Source organism: Klebsiella sp. F11, from assembly GCF_056712265.1.
Genome location: NZ_CM160060.1, coordinates 192,573 through 208,110 on the forward strand (window position 1 = coordinate 192,573; position 15,538 = coordinate 208,110).

At 57.7% G+C, this 15,538-nt stretch carries 12 protein-coding genes; 5 read left to right on the forward strand and 7 right to left on the reverse strand.

Features of this window, described 5'->3' with window-relative positions:
* Nucleotides 1–14: 14 nt before the first annotated feature.
* Together avtA and AC1M2H_RS01055 are read right to left on the reverse strand one after the other, a co-directional pair.
* Entirely contained in the window at nucleotides 15–1,271 is a 1,257-nt protein-coding gene (gene avtA / locus AC1M2H_RS01050) for a valine--pyruvate transaminase (RefSeq protein ID WP_480149972.1), read from the reverse strand.
* A 174-nt stretch (nucleotides 1,272–1,445) separates the two neighbouring features.
* Nucleotides 1,446–3,479 (reverse strand): alpha-amylase, encoded by a 2,034-nt coding sequence (locus AC1M2H_RS01055; RefSeq protein WP_480149973.1) that lies wholly within the window; start codon nucleotides 3,477–3,479, stop codon nucleotides 1,446–1,448.
* A 313-nt stretch (nucleotides 3,480–3,792) separates the two neighbouring features.
* On the opposite strand from AC1M2H_RS01055, the gene AC1M2H_RS01060 reads away from it, so the two are divergent.
* Nucleotides 3,793–4,611 (forward strand): protein bax, encoded by an 819-nt coding sequence (locus AC1M2H_RS01060; RefSeq protein WP_480149974.1) that lies wholly within the window; start codon nucleotides 3,793–3,795, stop codon nucleotides 4,609–4,611.
* 63 nt (nucleotides 4,612–4,674) lie between these two features.
* Here AC1M2H_RS01060 and xylR read toward each other — a convergent pair whose 3' ends face one another.
* From xylR to xylF, 4 genes are all read right to left on the reverse strand, one after another.
* Nucleotides 4,675–5,853: a D-xylose utilization transcriptional activator XylR gene (gene xylR, locus AC1M2H_RS01065; protein ID WP_480149975.1), complete on the reverse strand. Its 1,179-nt coding sequence runs from the start codon at nucleotides 5,851–5,853 to the stop codon at nucleotides 4,675–4,677.
* Between the two features lie 125 nt (nucleotides 5,854–5,978).
* Nucleotides 5,979–7,160 carry a xylose ABC transporter permease XylH gene (gene xylH / locus AC1M2H_RS01070; protein ID WP_480149976.1) on the reverse strand — a complete coding sequence of 394 codons (1,182 nt, stop codon included), beginning with the start codon at nucleotides 7,158–7,160 and terminating at the stop codon, nucleotides 5,979–5,981.
* Nucleotides 7,138–8,679, reverse strand: coding sequence for a xylose ABC transporter ATP-binding protein (locus AC1M2H_RS01075; protein ID WP_480149977.1), 1,542 nt, complete (start codon nucleotides 8,677–8,679; stop codon nucleotides 7,138–7,140). Before AC1M2H_RS01075 ends, xylH begins: the two co-directional genes overlap by 23 nt.
* 65 nt (nucleotides 8,680–8,744) lie before the next feature.
* Nucleotides 8,745–9,737: a D-xylose ABC transporter substrate-binding protein gene (gene xylF, locus AC1M2H_RS01080; protein ID WP_480149978.1), complete on the reverse strand. Its 993-nt coding sequence runs from the start codon at nucleotides 9,735–9,737 to the stop codon at nucleotides 8,745–8,747.
* A 372-nt stretch (nucleotides 9,738–10,109) separates the two neighbouring features.
* Between xylF and xylA the strand changes: the two genes are divergently transcribed.
* The gene (gene xylA / locus AC1M2H_RS01085; RefSeq protein WP_464415056.1) at nucleotides 10,110–11,432 is read left to right on the forward strand and encodes a xylose isomerase; all 1,323 of its coding nucleotides are present in this window, start codon (nucleotides 10,110–10,112) and stop codon (nucleotides 11,430–11,432) included.
* Nucleotides 11,433–11,518: 86 nt separating this feature from the next.
* Nucleotides 11,519–12,973 carry a xylulokinase gene (xylB, locus tag AC1M2H_RS01090; RefSeq protein ID WP_480149979.1) on the forward strand — a complete coding sequence of 485 codons (1,455 nt, stop codon included), beginning with the start codon at nucleotides 11,519–11,521 and terminating at the stop codon, nucleotides 12,971–12,973.
* A 26-nt stretch (nucleotides 12,974–12,999) separates the two neighbouring features.
* On the opposite strand, the gene AC1M2H_RS01095 is transcribed toward xylB, so the two are convergent.
* On the reverse strand, nucleotides 13,000–13,995 hold the full coding sequence (locus AC1M2H_RS01095) for an acyltransferase (protein ID WP_480149980.1): 996 nt from the start codon (nucleotides 13,993–13,995) through the stop codon (nucleotides 13,000–13,002).
* Nucleotides 13,996–14,174: 179 nt separating this feature from the next.
* Here AC1M2H_RS01095 and AC1M2H_RS01100 point away from each other — a divergent pair, with 179 nt between their 5' ends.
* Together AC1M2H_RS01100 and glyQ are read left to right on the forward strand one after the other, a co-directional pair.
* Nucleotides 14,175–14,480: a YsaB family lipoprotein gene (locus AC1M2H_RS01100; protein ID WP_480149981.1), complete on the forward strand. Its 306-nt coding sequence runs from the start codon at nucleotides 14,175–14,177 to the stop codon at nucleotides 14,478–14,480.
* Between the two features lie 137 nt (nucleotides 14,481–14,617).
* On the forward strand, nucleotides 14,618–15,529 hold the full coding sequence (gene glyQ / locus AC1M2H_RS01105) for a glycine--tRNA ligase subunit alpha (protein WP_004126458.1): 912 nt from the start codon (nucleotides 14,618–14,620) through the stop codon (nucleotides 15,527–15,529).
* Nucleotides 15,530–15,538: the final 9 nt, after the last annotated feature.

The following is a 15,538-nucleotide window of genomic DNA, read 5'->3' on the forward strand; positions in this document are numbered from 1 at the left end:
GACAAAACGCGCGGCTACGCGTCCTGTTCGCCCCAGGCGCGTTCAACCTCTTCGGCGAGAATCTTCACGCCCGCTTCAATTTTCTCCGGGTCCGGGACGTAGTTCATGCGCATGCACTGGTGGGTGTGCGGCCAGGGCTTATCAAGGCCCGGGAAGAAGTAGTCGCCCGGCACCATCAGCACGCCGCGCTTTTTCAGGCGCTGATAGAGCAGCTCGGTGGAGATCGGCAGATCCTTAAACCACAGCCAGAGGAAAATAGCGCCTTCCGGCTTATGGATCAGGCAGCGCTCCGCCGGCAGGTAGCGGCGAATAATGGAGATGGTTTCCTGAACCCGCTGGTAATAGAACGGCTTAATCACCGTCTCCGACAGGCGCAGCAGATCGTTGCGCTTAATCATTTCGCACATCATCGCCGGCCCCATGCCGCCGGGAGCAAGGCTGATAATGCCGTTCATATTGCTGATGGCGGTCACGATCTTCTCGTTGGCAATGATAATCCCGCAGCGGCTGCCCGGCAGACCGAGCTTGGAGAGGCTCATGCACAGCACGATATTGGGATTCCATAGCGGCCTGGCGTCGCTGAAAATAATCCCCGGGAAGGGAACGCCGTAGGCGTTATCAATCACCAGCGGCACGCCGTGCTGATTGGCCAGCGCATCCAGCTTGATCAGCTCTTCGTCGGTAATCACGTTACCTGTGGGGTTGGTCGGGCGGGAGACGCAAATCATGCCCGTCTCTTCCGTCACCTGCAGATGTTCGAAATCCACATGATATTTAAATTGGCCTTCCGGCAGCAGTTCGATGTTCGGGCGGGTGGCGACGAACAGCTCCTCTTCGAGGCCCGAATCGGCGTAACCGATATATTCCGGGGTCAGCGGGAACAGTACCTTACGGGTGGTACCATCCGCACGGCGTCCGGCAAAGAGGTTAAATAAGTAGAAAAATGCACTCTGACTGCCGTTTGTTAGTGCAATGTTCTGTGGTTCAATCTCCCAGCCCAGCTCTTCACGCAGCATCTGCGCCAGCAGGCTCAGCAGTTCGCTTTTGCCCTGCGGGCCGTCGTAATTACAAAGCGCATCAAGGGCTTTACCGTTAGCCAGCATGTTGGCAAGCAGGTCGTGGAAGTAGTCATTCATTTCCGGGATTTGCGCGGGGTTGCCGCCACCCAGCATGATTGCACCCGGCGTACGCAGGCCGTCATTAAGGTCTTCCATCAAACGGGTAATGCCCGAATGGCGGGTGAATTTGTCGCCGAAAAGTGAAAATGTCATCGCGAATTATCTGTCGGTATGTCTGGAAAGTGGGTAACCATAACGCCAGCGTTGGCGAGGTGCAAATCTGCGGATGCGGGGAGGGGTTTGTTAATATGCTGAATTTTTGTGTTTCTGTAGATTTTTATTCTGTTGAGACGCCCTCGGTAGCCGAGGGCGTCGCTTATCCACTGACTAGCGCTGACCCACCCAAACGATCATGACTTTGTCATCGCCGCTATCGCGCACAAAACCGTAGCCCTGCGGCAGGGAAAGGGTGGTTTGCTTGCCCATACCGACGGCCGGATGGCGGGCGCGGAACTGGCCGAGCTTCTGCCAGTGCGCCACGCTAAGCGCGGCTTTACCCGTGACGTCCTGCCAGTTCATATCCGAGCGCGTGCCCTGCAGCGGATCTGAACCCGTCGGGCCAAAGGGCCGCGAGGACTCATCGCCGTAGAAGATTTGCACCGCGCCAGGGGCGAGCAGCAGCAGTTCGGCCGCCGAGCTGCCGCCTTCGCGGAACAGGCGCGTATCGTGCGATGAGAGGTAGCTCAGGACGTTAAACTGCTGCAGCTTGTCCGCCATCTGCTGCCAGGTCAGATCCATATTGGCCAGGCAATCCGCGGCCTTCGCCGCCTGATCCTGATAATCGAAGTTAATCATGGCGTCAAAACCGTGGCGATAGTAATCGCTCTGCATAACGCCGTGGCCCCAGGCTTCGCCGGTCATCCAGAACGGCGCATTATCCAGCGCCTTATCGGGGTTGGCCTTTTTCCACTCCGCCAGCGCGGCGGTGGCCTGGGTTTTCAACTGTTGCCAGGCGGCCTGCTCGACGTGCTTGGCGGTATCGACGCGGAAACCGTCAATGCCGTAGTCGCGCACCCACTGGCTCAGCCAGTGGGTCAGGTAGTCGCGCGGCGTGAAGCCGGGGATCTCTTTGGCGGCGGTATCCGCTTTCTGCTGATAGAAGTTCGGCAGGCCGGAAGGCGTGGTCGACTCCGTTTTCAGGTCCGGCAGGAAGGCCAGGGACATGGTCAGATCGTCAAAGCCGGGGTTGTCGTAGTCGCCGATATCGGTACGGATCCACTTTTTCCCCCACCATTTTTCCCAGCCGGCCTTATCGCTGAAGTTGATGTAATCGTTAAAGCTGTGCCAGCTCTGCCCCGGGCCGGGCTTCCAGTCGGTCCAGCGTTCGCCGAGCGTCTTTTTCAGCTCGTCGCCCTGCAGATAGAGGGAGCCAAATTTGAACTCCTGCATATCGGCGAGTGTCGCGTAACCGGTGTGGTTCATCACGACGTCAAACAGGATGCGCATGCCGCGCTTATGGGCCTCATCGACGAGACGGCGCAGGTCGGCTTCGGTACCCATGTTGGCATCCAGCCTGGTCCAGTCCTGCGCGTAGTAGCCGTGATAGGCGTAGTGCGGGAAGTCCCCCTTGGTGCCGCCGCCGACCCAGCCGTGTATTTGCTCCAGCGGCGAGCTGATCCACAGCGCGTTGACGCCCAGCTGCTGGAGGTAGTCGAGCCGGCTGGTCAGGCCCTGCAGGTCGCCGCCGTGAAAGGTGCCGATCTCCTGCATGCCGTCTTTGTGCCGCCCGTAGCTATTGTCGTTGGCGGGGTTGCCGTTAACGAAGCGGTCGGTGAGCACGAAATAGACCGTGGCGTTATGCCAGCTAAACGGCGCGGCGGCGTCGGTTTCCGCCCGTTCGAGCAGCAGCAGACCGTTGCTGTTGGGGGCCGGCTGGAGGGTCACTTTGCCGCCGCTCACCGTCGCGACGTTGCCGCTATAGAAATCACGCACCTTGCTGCCTTCGGCAAAGGTCTGACCGACGGCAATCGTCAGCGGCTGGCCCTGCCATTTCGGGCACTGGCGCAGCTGGGGCGTCGCCGCTGACGCCGTTTCGCTCTCCTTGAGGGTGATCATCAGCGTCGGCGTGCCGGAGCGGGTGTCGACATCAAGGGTGTACAGCCCTTCGCGGAAAACTCGCCACTGGGCGGGCGCGCCGCGGCAGGGTTCCATAGAGAGCATTTGGTTAAGCTTTATGGCTCCGGCGGGCTGCCAGCACTGCTGGTCAAAATTTATCTGCAGCGGACGTGTACCCTTCGCCACCTCGTTTTGGCTAATAAATCGGCCGGCGCCTTCTTCGGTGAAGGTGGGAAAGTTAGCGGTGTTCCAGGCGGCGAAGGCCATCCCAGGCAACAGTAGCGACGCGAGAGCAGCGAGTTTCATGCCGAAGTCCTGTAAGGTTTTTTGTTCAGTTTGCTCTTTTGGCCCGGGGATGAACTCATCCCACCCGCGCTTTTACGAGGAGGATGAAAAGGGGTGAGTGATTCAGTTCAAAAAATAGCCAAAAAATGCGACCGGGATAGCATTTTTGCGACGTTTCCCGCGGGCCGAAACCGATTTCAGATGACAGCTTTTAGGAATTGGACTATTTCTGTTAGTGCTCTCACTGGGTATTTTTGATACTATTCGCGATTCAATTAACGTTTTTTCGCATAAAACAAGGCGTTGGAATGCATATATCCGACCAGGAGATCTAATGATATCGATTCCCATTCGACGATATGGGGCTGCGATACTCATGTTACTTACCTGCATATTTTCAGGTAGTGTGTTGGCAACAACCCACACGGCAACAACGAGTCATAAAGCCCCGATAGTAAAGAAAAAAAGTAGTGTTAAGGTCAGCAGTAAACAAGAGTATTCTCGCAATAGTGTAAAGAGCAGTTCACTTCCTGATTTGCGAAAATACCCTTCCGGAACCCCAAGGAAAAAAGCGTTTCTCCGGACAGTTATGCCTTATATTACCAAACAGAATCAGGTGATTACCGCCGATCGTAGCTGGCTTGTTACCAAGCAGTATGATTCCCGTTGGTCGCCGAGCGAGCGCGCGCGTCTGAAAGACATTACCTCTCGCTATAAGGTGAAATGGGCCGGCAACACGCGTCATATTCCGTGGAATACGCTGATGGACCGCGTTGACATTATCCCTAACAGCATGGTTGCCACGATGGCGGCGGCCGAAAGCGGCTGGGGTACCTCGAAGCTGGCGCGCATGAACAACAACCTGTTTGGTATGAAGTGCGGCGGCGGCAACTGCAGCGGCGCGATGAAAGGCTATTCTCAGTTTGATTCGGTAGAGCAGTCGGTGCAGGCCTACGTGACCAACCTGAACACGCATCCGGCGTATAAATCCTTCCGCACCTCCCGCGCGCAGCTGCGTAAAACGGACCAGGAAGTGACCGCCAGCACCATGATTCATAAGCTGAAGGGCTATTCGACCAAAGGGTCGAGCTATAACAACTATCTCTTCGCGATGTATCAGGATAACCAGCGTCTGATTGCCGCACATATGTAACGTAAAATCCGTAATAAAAATGCCCGGCGCGCAGGCCCGGGCATTTTTTTCGCGCTTTTTCCGCTACATCATCACCTCGCTGTGCCGGTCGCGGTACTCCTTCGGCGTGACGTCGTACTCTTTCTTAAACACGGAATAGAAATACTGCAGCGACGGATAGCCGCACATCTGCGAAATTTCATTGATCGAGAGCGTCGTCGAAACCAGCAGGCTGCGCGCCTTTTCCAGCTTCTCGCTGTGAATGACCGTATGAATGGTTTCGCCTACCTCCTCTTTAAAGCGCTTTTCGAGGTTCGAACGCGAGATCCCGACCGCGTCCAGCACCTGCTCAACCTTTATCCCCTTGCAGGCGTGATTGCGGATGTAGTGCATGGCCTGAATAACCGAAGGGTCGGAGAGGGAGCGGTAGTCCGTCGAGCGTCGCTCAATGACGCGCATGGGGGGAACCAGCCTGCGCTGCAGCGGCAGCGCTTCTTTATCCAGCAGGCGGTGCAGCAGCTTTGCCGCCTGATAGCCCATCTGGCGGGTGCCCTGCGCCACCGACGATAGCGCCACGCGCGACAGGTAGCGGGTCAGCTCTTCGTTATCGATGCCGATGACGCAGAGCTTCTCCGGTACCGGAATATGCAGCAGCTCGCAGGCCTGCAAAACGTGGCGCGCGCGGGCGTCGGTAACGGCGATGATCCCGGTTTGCGGCGGCAGCGTTTGCAGCCAGTCCGCCAGACGGTTCTGCGCGTGCTGCCAGTTTTCCGGCGCCGTCTCCAGCCCCTGGTAGACCACGCCGCGATACTTCTCTTTGGCGACCAGCTGGCAAAACGCGTGCTCGCGCTCAACGGCCCAGCGTTTGCCGCCGGAGGTGGGCAGCCCGTAAAAGGCGAAACGATGAACCCCTTTCTCCTTAAGATGCAGGAAGGCGCTCTCAACCAGAGCGGCGTTATCGGTGGCGATATAGTGAACCGGCGGGTAATCCTCGGGGTGATAGTAGGAGCCGCCCACGCCGACGATCGGTATCTCGACGCCGGCCAGCAGCTTTTCAATTTCGGGATCGTCGTAATCGGCGATCGCCCCGTCTCCCAGCCACTCTCTGATGTTCTCTATCCGGGCGCGGAAATCCTCTTCGATAAAGATGTCCCACTCCAGCTGCGACGCCTGTAAATATTCGCCAACGCCTTCCACGACCTGCCGATCGTAGGCTTTGTTGGCATTGAATAACAGCGTAATACGGTGGCGCTTTTCAAACATAATCTCGTTCCCTGGTCATCTCTTGCTGGCCATACAATACCGGCCAATGCCCGAACTATTACAAGCGACTTATGCGGGAATCCGGCGGTAGCGCAAATAATTCGGGCATTCTGCTGTCCGGTGCGTCAGGCGCGCCGCTTGGTAGCGGAATCCATCCACACCGCCAGCAGCAGGATGGCGCCTTTAACGATGTACTGCCAGAAGGTAGCGACGTCCATCATGCTCATGCCGTTATCCAGCGCCGACATGATAAAGGCCCCCATTACCGCGCCGGCCACGCTGCCGACGCCGCCGGCAAGGCTGGTGCCGCCGATCACGCAGGCGGCGATGGCGTCCAGCTCGGCGATGTTGCCTGCGGACGGCGAGCCGGCCCCCAGCCGCGAGCTGAGGATCAGCCCGGCAATGGCGACCATCAGGCCGTTGATGGCGAACACCGCCAGCTTGGTCCGCTCGACGCTGATCCCCGACAGGCGGGCCGCCTCAAGGTTGCCGCCGATGGCGTAAATCCGCCGGCCAAAGGCGGTACGGGTGGCCATAAACATCCCCGCCAGCAGCAGCGCGGCGAGGATCAGCACCGGCGTCGGGACGCCGCGATAGTCGTTCAGCAGCCAGATTGCGCCGAGGACAAAAACGGCGGTCAGGGTCTGGCGGCCGACGGTAGCGGTTGAGGCGGGCGTGGTTAAGCCCAGCGCCTGGCGGCGCAGGCGACCGCGCCACTGCCAGATAATAAAAGCGGCCATGCCGATGACGCCGATACCGAAGCCAATGCCGTCCGGCAGGTAGCTCTGGCCGATTTGCGACATCGCCGGGCTGGTCGGGGAGACCGTGGTGCCGTTGGTGATGCCGATCAGAATCCCGCGGAACGCCAGCATGCCGGCGAGTGTGACGATAAACGAGGGCACCTTGCGGTAGGCGACCCACCAGCCGTTCCACGCGCCCAGCAGCAGCCCCATCGCCAGCGTCACGAGGATCGTGAGCGGCAGCGGCCAGCCGAGCCAGACGTCGAAGATGGCCGCCGCGCCGCCGAGCAGCCCCATCATTGAGCCGACGGAGAGGTCAATCTCGGCGGAGATAATCACAAAGACCATCCCCACCGCGAGGATGCCGGTAATGGCCGTCTGCCGCAACAGGTTCGAAATATTGCGCGCGCTTAGGTAGGCCCCGTCAGTAACCCATGTAAAGAACAGCATGATGACCACGATGGCGGCGATCATGACGAAAACCTGAAGATTCAGGCCCTTTAATCCGGGCAGGGTGGCGGAGGCTGATGGGGCCAGTTTTATCTCAGACGACGTGTTTTTCGACATGGTGTTCGCTCCTCAGTGCGGCTTCCATTACCTGTTCCTGGGTTAGACCCTGGTTGATTAAGTTGGCTTTCAGTTTGCCTTCGTGCATGACCAGCACCCGATCGCTGAGTCCGAGCACCTCCGGCAGCTCCGACGAGATAACGATCACGGCGATCCCCTGCTGCACCAGCTGATTTATCAGCTTGTAGATTTCGTATTTCGCGCCGATATCGATGCCGCGGGTGGGCTCATCAAGGATTAAAATGCGCGGGTTCAGCAGCAGGCAGCGGGCGAGGATCGCCTTCTGCTGATTACCGCCGCTGAGTCGGCCGATGGCCAGATCCGGCGACGAGGTTTTGATTTTCAGCCGCTGGATCGACTGCTGAATGCACAGCTGCTCCCCGGCGTCATCGAGGCTGCTTAGCGGGCCGCTAAACTGGTCCAGCGCGGCCAGAGTGATGTTTTTGCCAACCGCCATCACCGGCACGATGCCGTCTTTTTTGCGATCCTCCGGCACCATGGCGATACCGTGGGCAATCGCCTGCTGGCAGTGATGAATCGCCGCCGGCTGGCCGTCGATATAGATTTTCCCCTCCCAGCGCCCCGGCCAGACGCCGAACAGGCACTGGACCGCCTCGGTACGTCCGGCGCCGACCAGCCCGGCAATGCCGAGAATTTCGCCGCGATGCAGCGAAAAGGAGATATCGTTCACCCGTTTGATATGACGGTTGACCGGATGCCAGGCGGTTAAATTCTCGACGCGTAAAATTTCATCGCCGTGGGCGTGGGGTTCGCTGGGATAAAGGGCGGTAAGCTCGCGGCCGACCATCATGGTAATCACGTCATCTTCGTTCATGCCGCTGGCGTCGCGGGTGCCAATATGCTGACCGTCGCGGATCACGCAGATGGTGTCGGAGATGGCTTTGACTTCGTTGAGCTTGTGAGAGATATAAATACAGGCGATGCCGTGATTTTGCAGATCGCGAATAATGTTCAGCAGGATTGCCGTTTCCTGTTCGGTCAATGAAGCGGTGGGCTCATCGAGAATCAGTAAGCGCACCTGCTTGTTGAGCGCTTTGGCAATTTCAACCAGCTGCTGCTGGCCAAGGCCTAAATCCCCGACGCGCGTATCGGGCGAGATCGCTAAATTGACCTGAGCCAGCAGCTTCTGGCTGCGTAGGGTCATGGTTTCATAATCCAGCAGGCCGTGGCGGGAAATTTCCGCGCCGAGGAAAATATTCTCCAGCACCGTTAAGTGTTTAACCAGCGCGAGCTCCTGGTGAATGATGGCGATGCCCTTACGCTCGGTATCGCGAATATGGGCGGCCTGCAGGGTTTCGCCAGAGAAGATAATCTCGCCCTCATAGCTGCCGTGCGGGTAAATGCCGCACAGCACCTTCATCAGGGTAGATTTGCCGGAACCATTTTCGCCGCACAATGAGACAACTTCCCCGGCGTTAAGCCGCAGGCTGACATTATCAACGGCCTTCACCGCGCCGAAAGATTTGGTAATGTTCTTCATTTCAAGTAACCAGGACATAGATGCTCCGCATAAGCGATATCCGGCTGGACGAGAATAACGCCCCCGCGAAGGGGCGTCGGGGATTACAGTTCGCTCTTTTTGTGGAAACCGTCTTTAACAACCGTTTGGTCGATGTTGTCTTTATTGACTTCGATGGGCGTCAGCAGCCGCGACGGGACGTCCTTCAGCCCGTTATTTAAGGTCGCGTCGGCGTGCGGCGCCTTATCGTTACCGAGCTCGACGGCAATTTCTGCCGCCGTGGTGGCAAGCGTCACGATGGGTTTATAAACCGTCATCGTCTGGGTGCCGGAGATAATGCGCTTCACTCCCGCAAGGTCGGCATCCTGACCCGAGATCGCCACTTTCCCCGCCAGCCCCTGGGCGCTGAGCGCCTGGATTGCCCCGCCGGCGGTGGCGTCGTTTGAGGCCACGACCGCATCAATTTTGTTATTGTTGGCGGTCAGCGCGTTTTCCATAATTTTTAACGCGTTTTCCGGCAGCCAGCCGTCGACCCACTGATCGCCGACAATTTTGATTTTGCCGCCATCGATATAGGGCTTGAGCACCTTCATTTGCCCGGCGCGGAAGAGCTTGGCGTTATTATCAACAGGCGAGCCGCCCATCAGGAAATAATTTCCCTCGGGCACTTTATTGACCAGGCTTTGGGCCTGCATTTCGCCGACTTTTTCGTTATCGAAGGAAATATAGAAATCAATATCTGCGTTATTAATCATACGGTCGTAGGCGAGGACTTTGATCCCTTCCTGCTTCGCTTCTTTAATAACGTTACTTAAAACCTGGCCGTTGTAAGGAATAATAACCAGCACGTCGACGCCACGGTTTATCATATTTTCAATTTGCGACATCTGCGTTTCTTCATTACCGTTAGCAGACTGCACAAATACTTTTGCGCCTAATGATTCGGCCTTGTTGACAAAAATATCGCGATCTTTTTGCCAGCGCTCGAGGCGCAGATCGTCAATGGCCATACCAATTTTAACTTCTTTAGCAATACCCGCCATGCTGGTGAGAATGAGCGAAGCGCAGAGCGTGAGGCAAAGGTTCTTTATCTTCATAATAATAATACCTTTTTGTAAAGTGCAGGATAACACAAGCGGTAAAGGCAGACGGCCTGATACGTTGAAGATTCTTAACGGGGAAAAGGGTGCTGGCAATTACCTGTGCTTATTTTGGCGTTATGAAATTTAGTTTATTTGCTGATTTATGACCGCGATCTTATTTTAATCATCAGGGCTTCAGAAATTGTCTCTGTTTTTCATTGGGATACGCTATAAATAACGAATTGAGGGGGTGTTTATGCGATCTGGTGCACGTTTGCGGATTCTCTCAATCGCGGTGTGAAATAACGTAATTGAGGAAAGTAAAACAGCAACTCTATATTGGCTTATGACTTATTACCCGCCGCATCCCTGAATATGGAGTTCATTATGCAGACCTATTTCGATCAACTCGATCGCGTTCGTTATGAAGGCCCTAAATCCACCAACCCGCTGGCTTTCCGTCACTATAATCCGGATGAGCTGGTGCTGGGCAAACGCATGGAAGAGCACCTGCGGTTTGCGGCCTGCTACTGGCACACGTTCTGCTGGAACGGGGCCGATATGTTTGGCGTCGGTTCCTTCAACCGTCCGTGGCAGCAGCCGGGCGACGCCCTGGAAATGGCCAAACGTAAAGCCGACGTCGCCTTTGAGTTTTTCCACAAGCTCAACGTCCCCTACTACTGCTTCCACGACGTCGACGTCTCGCCGGAAGGCGCTTCGCTGAAGGAATACCTGAACAACTTCGCGCAAATGGTCGATGTGCTGGCGGCAAAACAGGAGCACAGCGGCGTGAAGCTGCTGTGGGGCACCGCGAACTGCTTCACTAACCCGCGCTACGGCGCAGGTGCGGCCACCAACCCGGATCCGGAGGTGTTCAGCTGGGCGGCGACGCAGGTGGTGAGCGCCATGGACGCCACCCACAAGCTGGGCGGCGAAAACTACGTCCTGTGGGGCGGCCGTGAAGGGTATGAAACGCTGCTCAACACCGACCTGCGCCAGGAGCGCGAGCAGATTGGCCGGTTTATGCAGCTGGTGGTCGAGCACAAACATAAAATCGGCTTCCAGGGGACGCTGCTGATTGAGCCGAAGCCTATGGAGCCGACCAAGCACCAGTACGACTACGACGCCTCCACCGTCTATGGCTTCCTCAAGCAGTTCGGTCTGGAAAAAGAGATCAAGCTGAATGTCGAAGCGAACCACGCGACCCTGGCAGGCCACAGTTTCCACCACGAGATTGCCACCGCCATCGCGCTGGGCCTGTTTGGCTCCGTCGATGCCAACCGCGGCGACCCGCAGCTGGGCTGGGATACCGATCAGTTCCCGAATAGCGTGGAAGAAAACGCGCTGGTGATGTATGAGATTCTCAAGGCCGGCGGTTTCACTACCGGCGGGCTGAATTTTGATGCCAAAGTGCGTCGTCAAAGCACCGATAAGTACGACCTGTTCTATGGTCATATTGGGGCGATGGATACGATGGCGCTGTCGCTGAAGGTGGCGGCGCGCATGATTGAAGACGGCGGGCTGGATAAGCGCGTGGCAAAACGCTATGCCGGCTGGAACGGCGATCTGGGCCAGCAAATCCTCAAGGGGCAGATGACGCTGAAGGAAATTGCTCAGCATGCCACGCAGCATAATCTGGCGCCTCAGCATCAGAGCGGCCACCAGGAGCAGCTGGAAAATCTGGTGAATCACTATCTTTTTGATAAGTGACGATCGTGCCCGGCGCGTCCGGGCATAGGCTATTTAGCATGCTTCGCGCCACGCCCAGCCGTGGCGCGCCGTTAAGGAGAGTCTGTATGTACATCGGGATTGATTTAGGTACCTCGGGCGTGAAGGCCATTTTGCTCAATGAGCAGGGTGAGGTACTGGCTTCGCATACTGAAAAGCTCAGCGTATCGCGCCCGCACCCCCTGTGGTCCGAACAAGATCCCGAGCGCTGGTGGCAGGCGACGGATGGCGCGATCAAAGCGCTGGGGGAGCAGCGCTCCCTGCGCGACGTGAAGGCTATCGGCATCGCCGGGCAGATGCATGGCGCCACGCTGCTGGATAAGCAGCAGCGGGTGCTGCGTCCGGCCATTTTATGGAACGACGGGCGCTGCGGCGACGAGTGCGTCCTGCTGGAAGAGCGGGTGGGGCGGTCGCGGCAGATCACCGGCAACCTGATGATGCCCGGCTTTACGGCACCGAAGCTGCTGTGGGTTGCGCGGCACGAGCCGGAGGTGTTTAGCCAGGTTGATAAGGTCCTGCTGCCGAAAGATTATCTCCGTTTACGCATGACCGGCGAGTTCGCCAGCGATATGTCTGACGCCGCCGGGACGATGTGGATGGACGTGGCAAAACGCGATTGGAGCGACGAGATGCTCGCCGCCTGCGGCCTGAGCCGCGATAACATGCCCGCGCTATTTGAAGGCAGCGAAGTGACGGGAGCGCTGCGCCCGGCTATCGCCGCGGCGTGGAATATGCCCCAGGCGCTGGTGGTGGCCGGCGGCGGCGATAATGCCGCCGGGGCCGTCGGCGTGGGGATGGCGGACGCGGGACAGGCGATGCTATCTCTGGGCACCTCCGGCGTTTATTTTGCCGTCAGCGACGGTTTTCTCAGCAAGCCCGAAAGCGCGGTGCACAGTTTCTGCCACGCGCTTCCCGGGCGCTGGCATTTGATGTCGGTTATGCTCAGCGCAGCGTCCTGCCTCGACTGGGCGGCGAAGCTGACCGGCCTCGGTACGGTTCCGGCGCTGATCGGCGCGGCCGAATCGGCGCAAGAGAGCGCGGGCCCGGTGTGGTTTCTGCCGTATCTTTCCGGCGAACGGACGCCGCATAACAATCCGCAGGCAAAAGGCGTCTTTTTCGGCCTGACCCATCAGCATGGTCCGGCGGAGCTGGCGCGCGCGGTGCTGGAGGGCGTGGGATATGCGCTGGCGGACGGGATGGACGTGGTTCACGCCTGCGGCATTAAGCCCGAGAGCATTACCCTGATTGGCGGCGGCGCACGCAGCCCGTGGTGGCGGCAGATGCTGGCCGACATCAGCGGACAGCAGCTGGATTACCGCACCGGCGGCGACGTCGGGCCGGCGCTAGGCGCCGCGCGGCTGGCGCAGCTGGCGCTACATCAAGGCGAGTCGTATTCAGCCCTGCTGCCCCAGCTGCCGCTGGAGCAGGCTCACCTTCCTAACGGTGAACGCTTTGCGCGCTATGCCCCGCGTCGCGAAACGTTCCGCCAGATTTATCAGCAGCTCCTGCCGCTGATGTCGTAGCGGCGAAAGCGGATTTTAGCGCTGCGCTAGCTCACCAGCCGGCGCGTGTCGATGCGCTGCACCAGCGCCGACAGCAGCAGGCTGCCCAGCAGCGCGGCGCTAAAAATCCACAGAATATCCAGCAGCGGCCAGCGGGTGAGCTCCAGGCCGCTGGCCCGCAGCGCGTGGATAATCAGCGCGTGGAAACCGTAGATCCCCAGAGAGTGGCGGGCGATAAGCGCCAGGCCGGGGAATTGACGTCCGTTGAGGGTATTTTTCGCCAGCGTCAGCAGGGATACCGCGCAAACAAACACCGCCGGACCGCAGTATAAATACCAGGTATCGCCGAAGTCGCCGCGCCACTTGAGCTCGTGCAGCGTACCGCGTGATATCACCCAGACGGCGCTGGCAAACAGCGCGGCGCATAGCAGAGTCAGCCATTTTTTATCCGTCTCCATCATGCCAATCGCCCGGCCAAGCACGCCGTACAGCACGTAATAAAAGGCGTCGCCGCTAATATAGAGATTGAGCGGCAGCCATTCGATACCGCCCGCTTTTACGCTCACCATATTGGGGTTGGCGAGAATGCCGATGACCAGCATCAGCGCCAGCAGCATCTTGCCGCTGGTCTGCTTAACCTGAATGAGCGGCGAGAGCAGGTAGATGACGATAATCGCGAAGAAAAACCACAGATGATAGAACACCGGCTTTTGCAGCAGGTTTCTTAGCGAAAGTTCGACGTTGATATGGGTAAACAGGGAGATGTAGAGCAGCGACAGGGCGCTGTAAAACAGCACGCACAGCACGATGCGCAGAAAGTGCCGCGGCCGGGCGCTGCGTTCGCCGAAAAACAGATACCCTGACATCATGAAGAAGAGCGGGACGCTGACGCGAGAGGCGGAGTTGAGCAGGTTGGCCATATCCCATTCCACCAGGCTGATGGCGTGGGGATGGGTGATGTACCAGGTTGTGCTGTGGATCATCACCACCATCATGCATGCGATGCCCCGCAGGCTCGTAATCCAGTTTATTTTTTCCTGCATCAGTACCTCAGTGGTTCCTGCTTAAACAGGGTCTGACTTCCCTGATACGGCGGTGTCGCAATGGAATATTCTGAGTTTTCCGCCGCCTGCTTGTAGAGATGTGGAGAGATTCGCACAATGTTCCGGTGATTTCACGTAATCTGCAAAATAACAATTTGCTAACAGGGCGGTTGAGGATAATGGTGATGAAATATTTCTTTTCTGGACTGCTGCTGCTTGCGCTTGCCGGCTGCAGCCAGACGCCGCCCCAGCCGCAGCAAAAAGCGCAAAGAGCGCGGATTACGCCGCAAATTACCCTGAATATGGAGCAGCTGTGTAAGGATAAGGCGGCAAGGCGCTACAGCACCGGGGCGAGGTTGGTTGACGTCAGCCATTTTGAACAGTTCCAGGGAAGCTATGAGCTGTCTGGCCATACCGAGCAGAATGAGCGCTTTATCTGTTCTTTCGATCCGGACGGCCAGTTTTTACATCTTTCGATGCGCTAAATGCCCCGCAGGCGCCGCATGATGGCGCTAATTTCCCCCATTTTGCTTAAACAACGCCGTTTCGTACTGTATATCTCGCAGCCAGCGGGTATACTGATCCCTTCCTTTAAATCCACACGTATCCAGCACGAAATAATATGCAAAAGTTTGATACCAGGACCTTCCAGGGCCTGATCCTGACCTTACAGGATTACTGGGCTCGTCAGGGCTGCACCATTGTTCAACCACTGGACATGGAAGTTGGCGCCGGCACCTCCCATCCAATGACCTGCCTGCGCGCGCTGGGGCCAGAGCCGATGGCGACCGCCTATGTGCAGCCTTCGCGTCGTCCGACCGACGGTCGCTACGGCGAAAACCCGAACCGCCTGCAGCACTACTATCAGTTCCAGGTGGTCATTAAGCCATCGCCGGACAACATCCAGGAGCTGTACCTCGGGTCTCTGAAAGAGCTGGGTATGGACCCGACTATTCATGATATCCGCTTCGTGGAAGACAACTGGGAAAACCCAACTCTGGGCGCCTGGGGTCTGGGCTGGGAAGTGTGGCTGAACGGTATGGAAGTGACGCAGTTCACCTACTTCCAGCAGGTGGGCGGTCTGGAGTGTAAGCCGGTTACCGGTGAGATCACCTACGGCCTGGAGCGTCTGGCGATGTACATTCAGGGCGTAGACAGCGTTTACGACCTGGTCTGGAGCGACGGCCCGCTGGGTAAAACCACCTACGGCGACGTGTTCCATCAGAACGAAGTCGAGCAATCAACCTACAACTTTGAATACGCCGACGTGGACTTCCTGTTCTCCTGCTTTGAGCAGTATGAGAAAGAAGCCCAGCAGCTGCTGGCGCTGGAAAATCCGCTGCCGCTGCCCGCCTACGAACGTATTCTGAAGGCCGCCCACAGCTTCAACCTGCTGGATGCGCGTAAGGCCATCTCCGTCACCGAGCGTCAGCGCTATATTCTGCGCATCCGCACCCTGACGAAAGCGGTGGCGGAAGCTTACTACGCTTCCCGTGAGGCCCTTGGCTTCCCGATGTGCAACAAAAACAAATAAGAGGCGGCC

Coding starts and splice junctions, on each gene's coding strand:
- xylA (WP_464415056.1), top strand. CDS start 10,110: ATGCAGACCTATTTCGATCAACTCGATCGCGTTCGTTATGAAGGCCCT.
- AC1M2H_RS01100 (WP_480149981.1), top strand. CDS start 14,175: ATGGTGATGAAATATTTCTTTTCTGGACTGCTGCTGCTTGCGCTTGCC.
- xylF (WP_480149978.1), bottom strand. CDS start 9,737: ATGAAGATAAAGAACCTTTGCCTCACGCTCTGCGCTTCGCTCATTCTC.
- glyQ (WP_004126458.1), top strand. CDS start 14,618: ATGCAAAAGTTTGATACCAGGACCTTCCAGGGCCTGATCCTGACCTTA.
- AC1M2H_RS01095 (WP_480149980.1), bottom strand. CDS start 13,995: ATGCAGGAAAAAATAAACTGGATTACGAGCCTGCGGGGCATCGCATGC.
- xylR (WP_480149975.1), bottom strand. CDS start 5,853: ATGTTTGAAAAGCGCCACCGTATTACGCTGTTATTCAATGCCAACAAA.
- AC1M2H_RS01055 (WP_480149973.1), bottom strand. CDS start 3,479: ATGAAACTCGCTGCTCTCGCGTCGCTACTGTTGCCTGGGATGGCCTTC.
- avtA (WP_480149972.1), bottom strand. CDS start 1,271: ATGACATTTTCACTTTTCGGCGACAAATTCACCCGCCATTCGGGCATT.
- AC1M2H_RS01060 (WP_480149974.1), top strand. CDS start 3,793: ATGATATCGATTCCCATTCGACGATATGGGGCTGCGATACTCATGTTA.
- xylH (WP_480149976.1), bottom strand. CDS start 7,160: ATGTCGAAAAACACGTCGTCTGAGATAAAACTGGCCCCATCAGCCTCC.
- AC1M2H_RS01075 (WP_480149977.1), bottom strand. CDS start 8,679: ATGTCCTGGTTACTTGAAATGAAGAACATTACCAAATCTTTCGGCGCG.
- xylB (WP_480149979.1), top strand. CDS start 11,519: ATGTACATCGGGATTGATTTAGGTACCTCGGGCGTGAAGGCCATTTTG.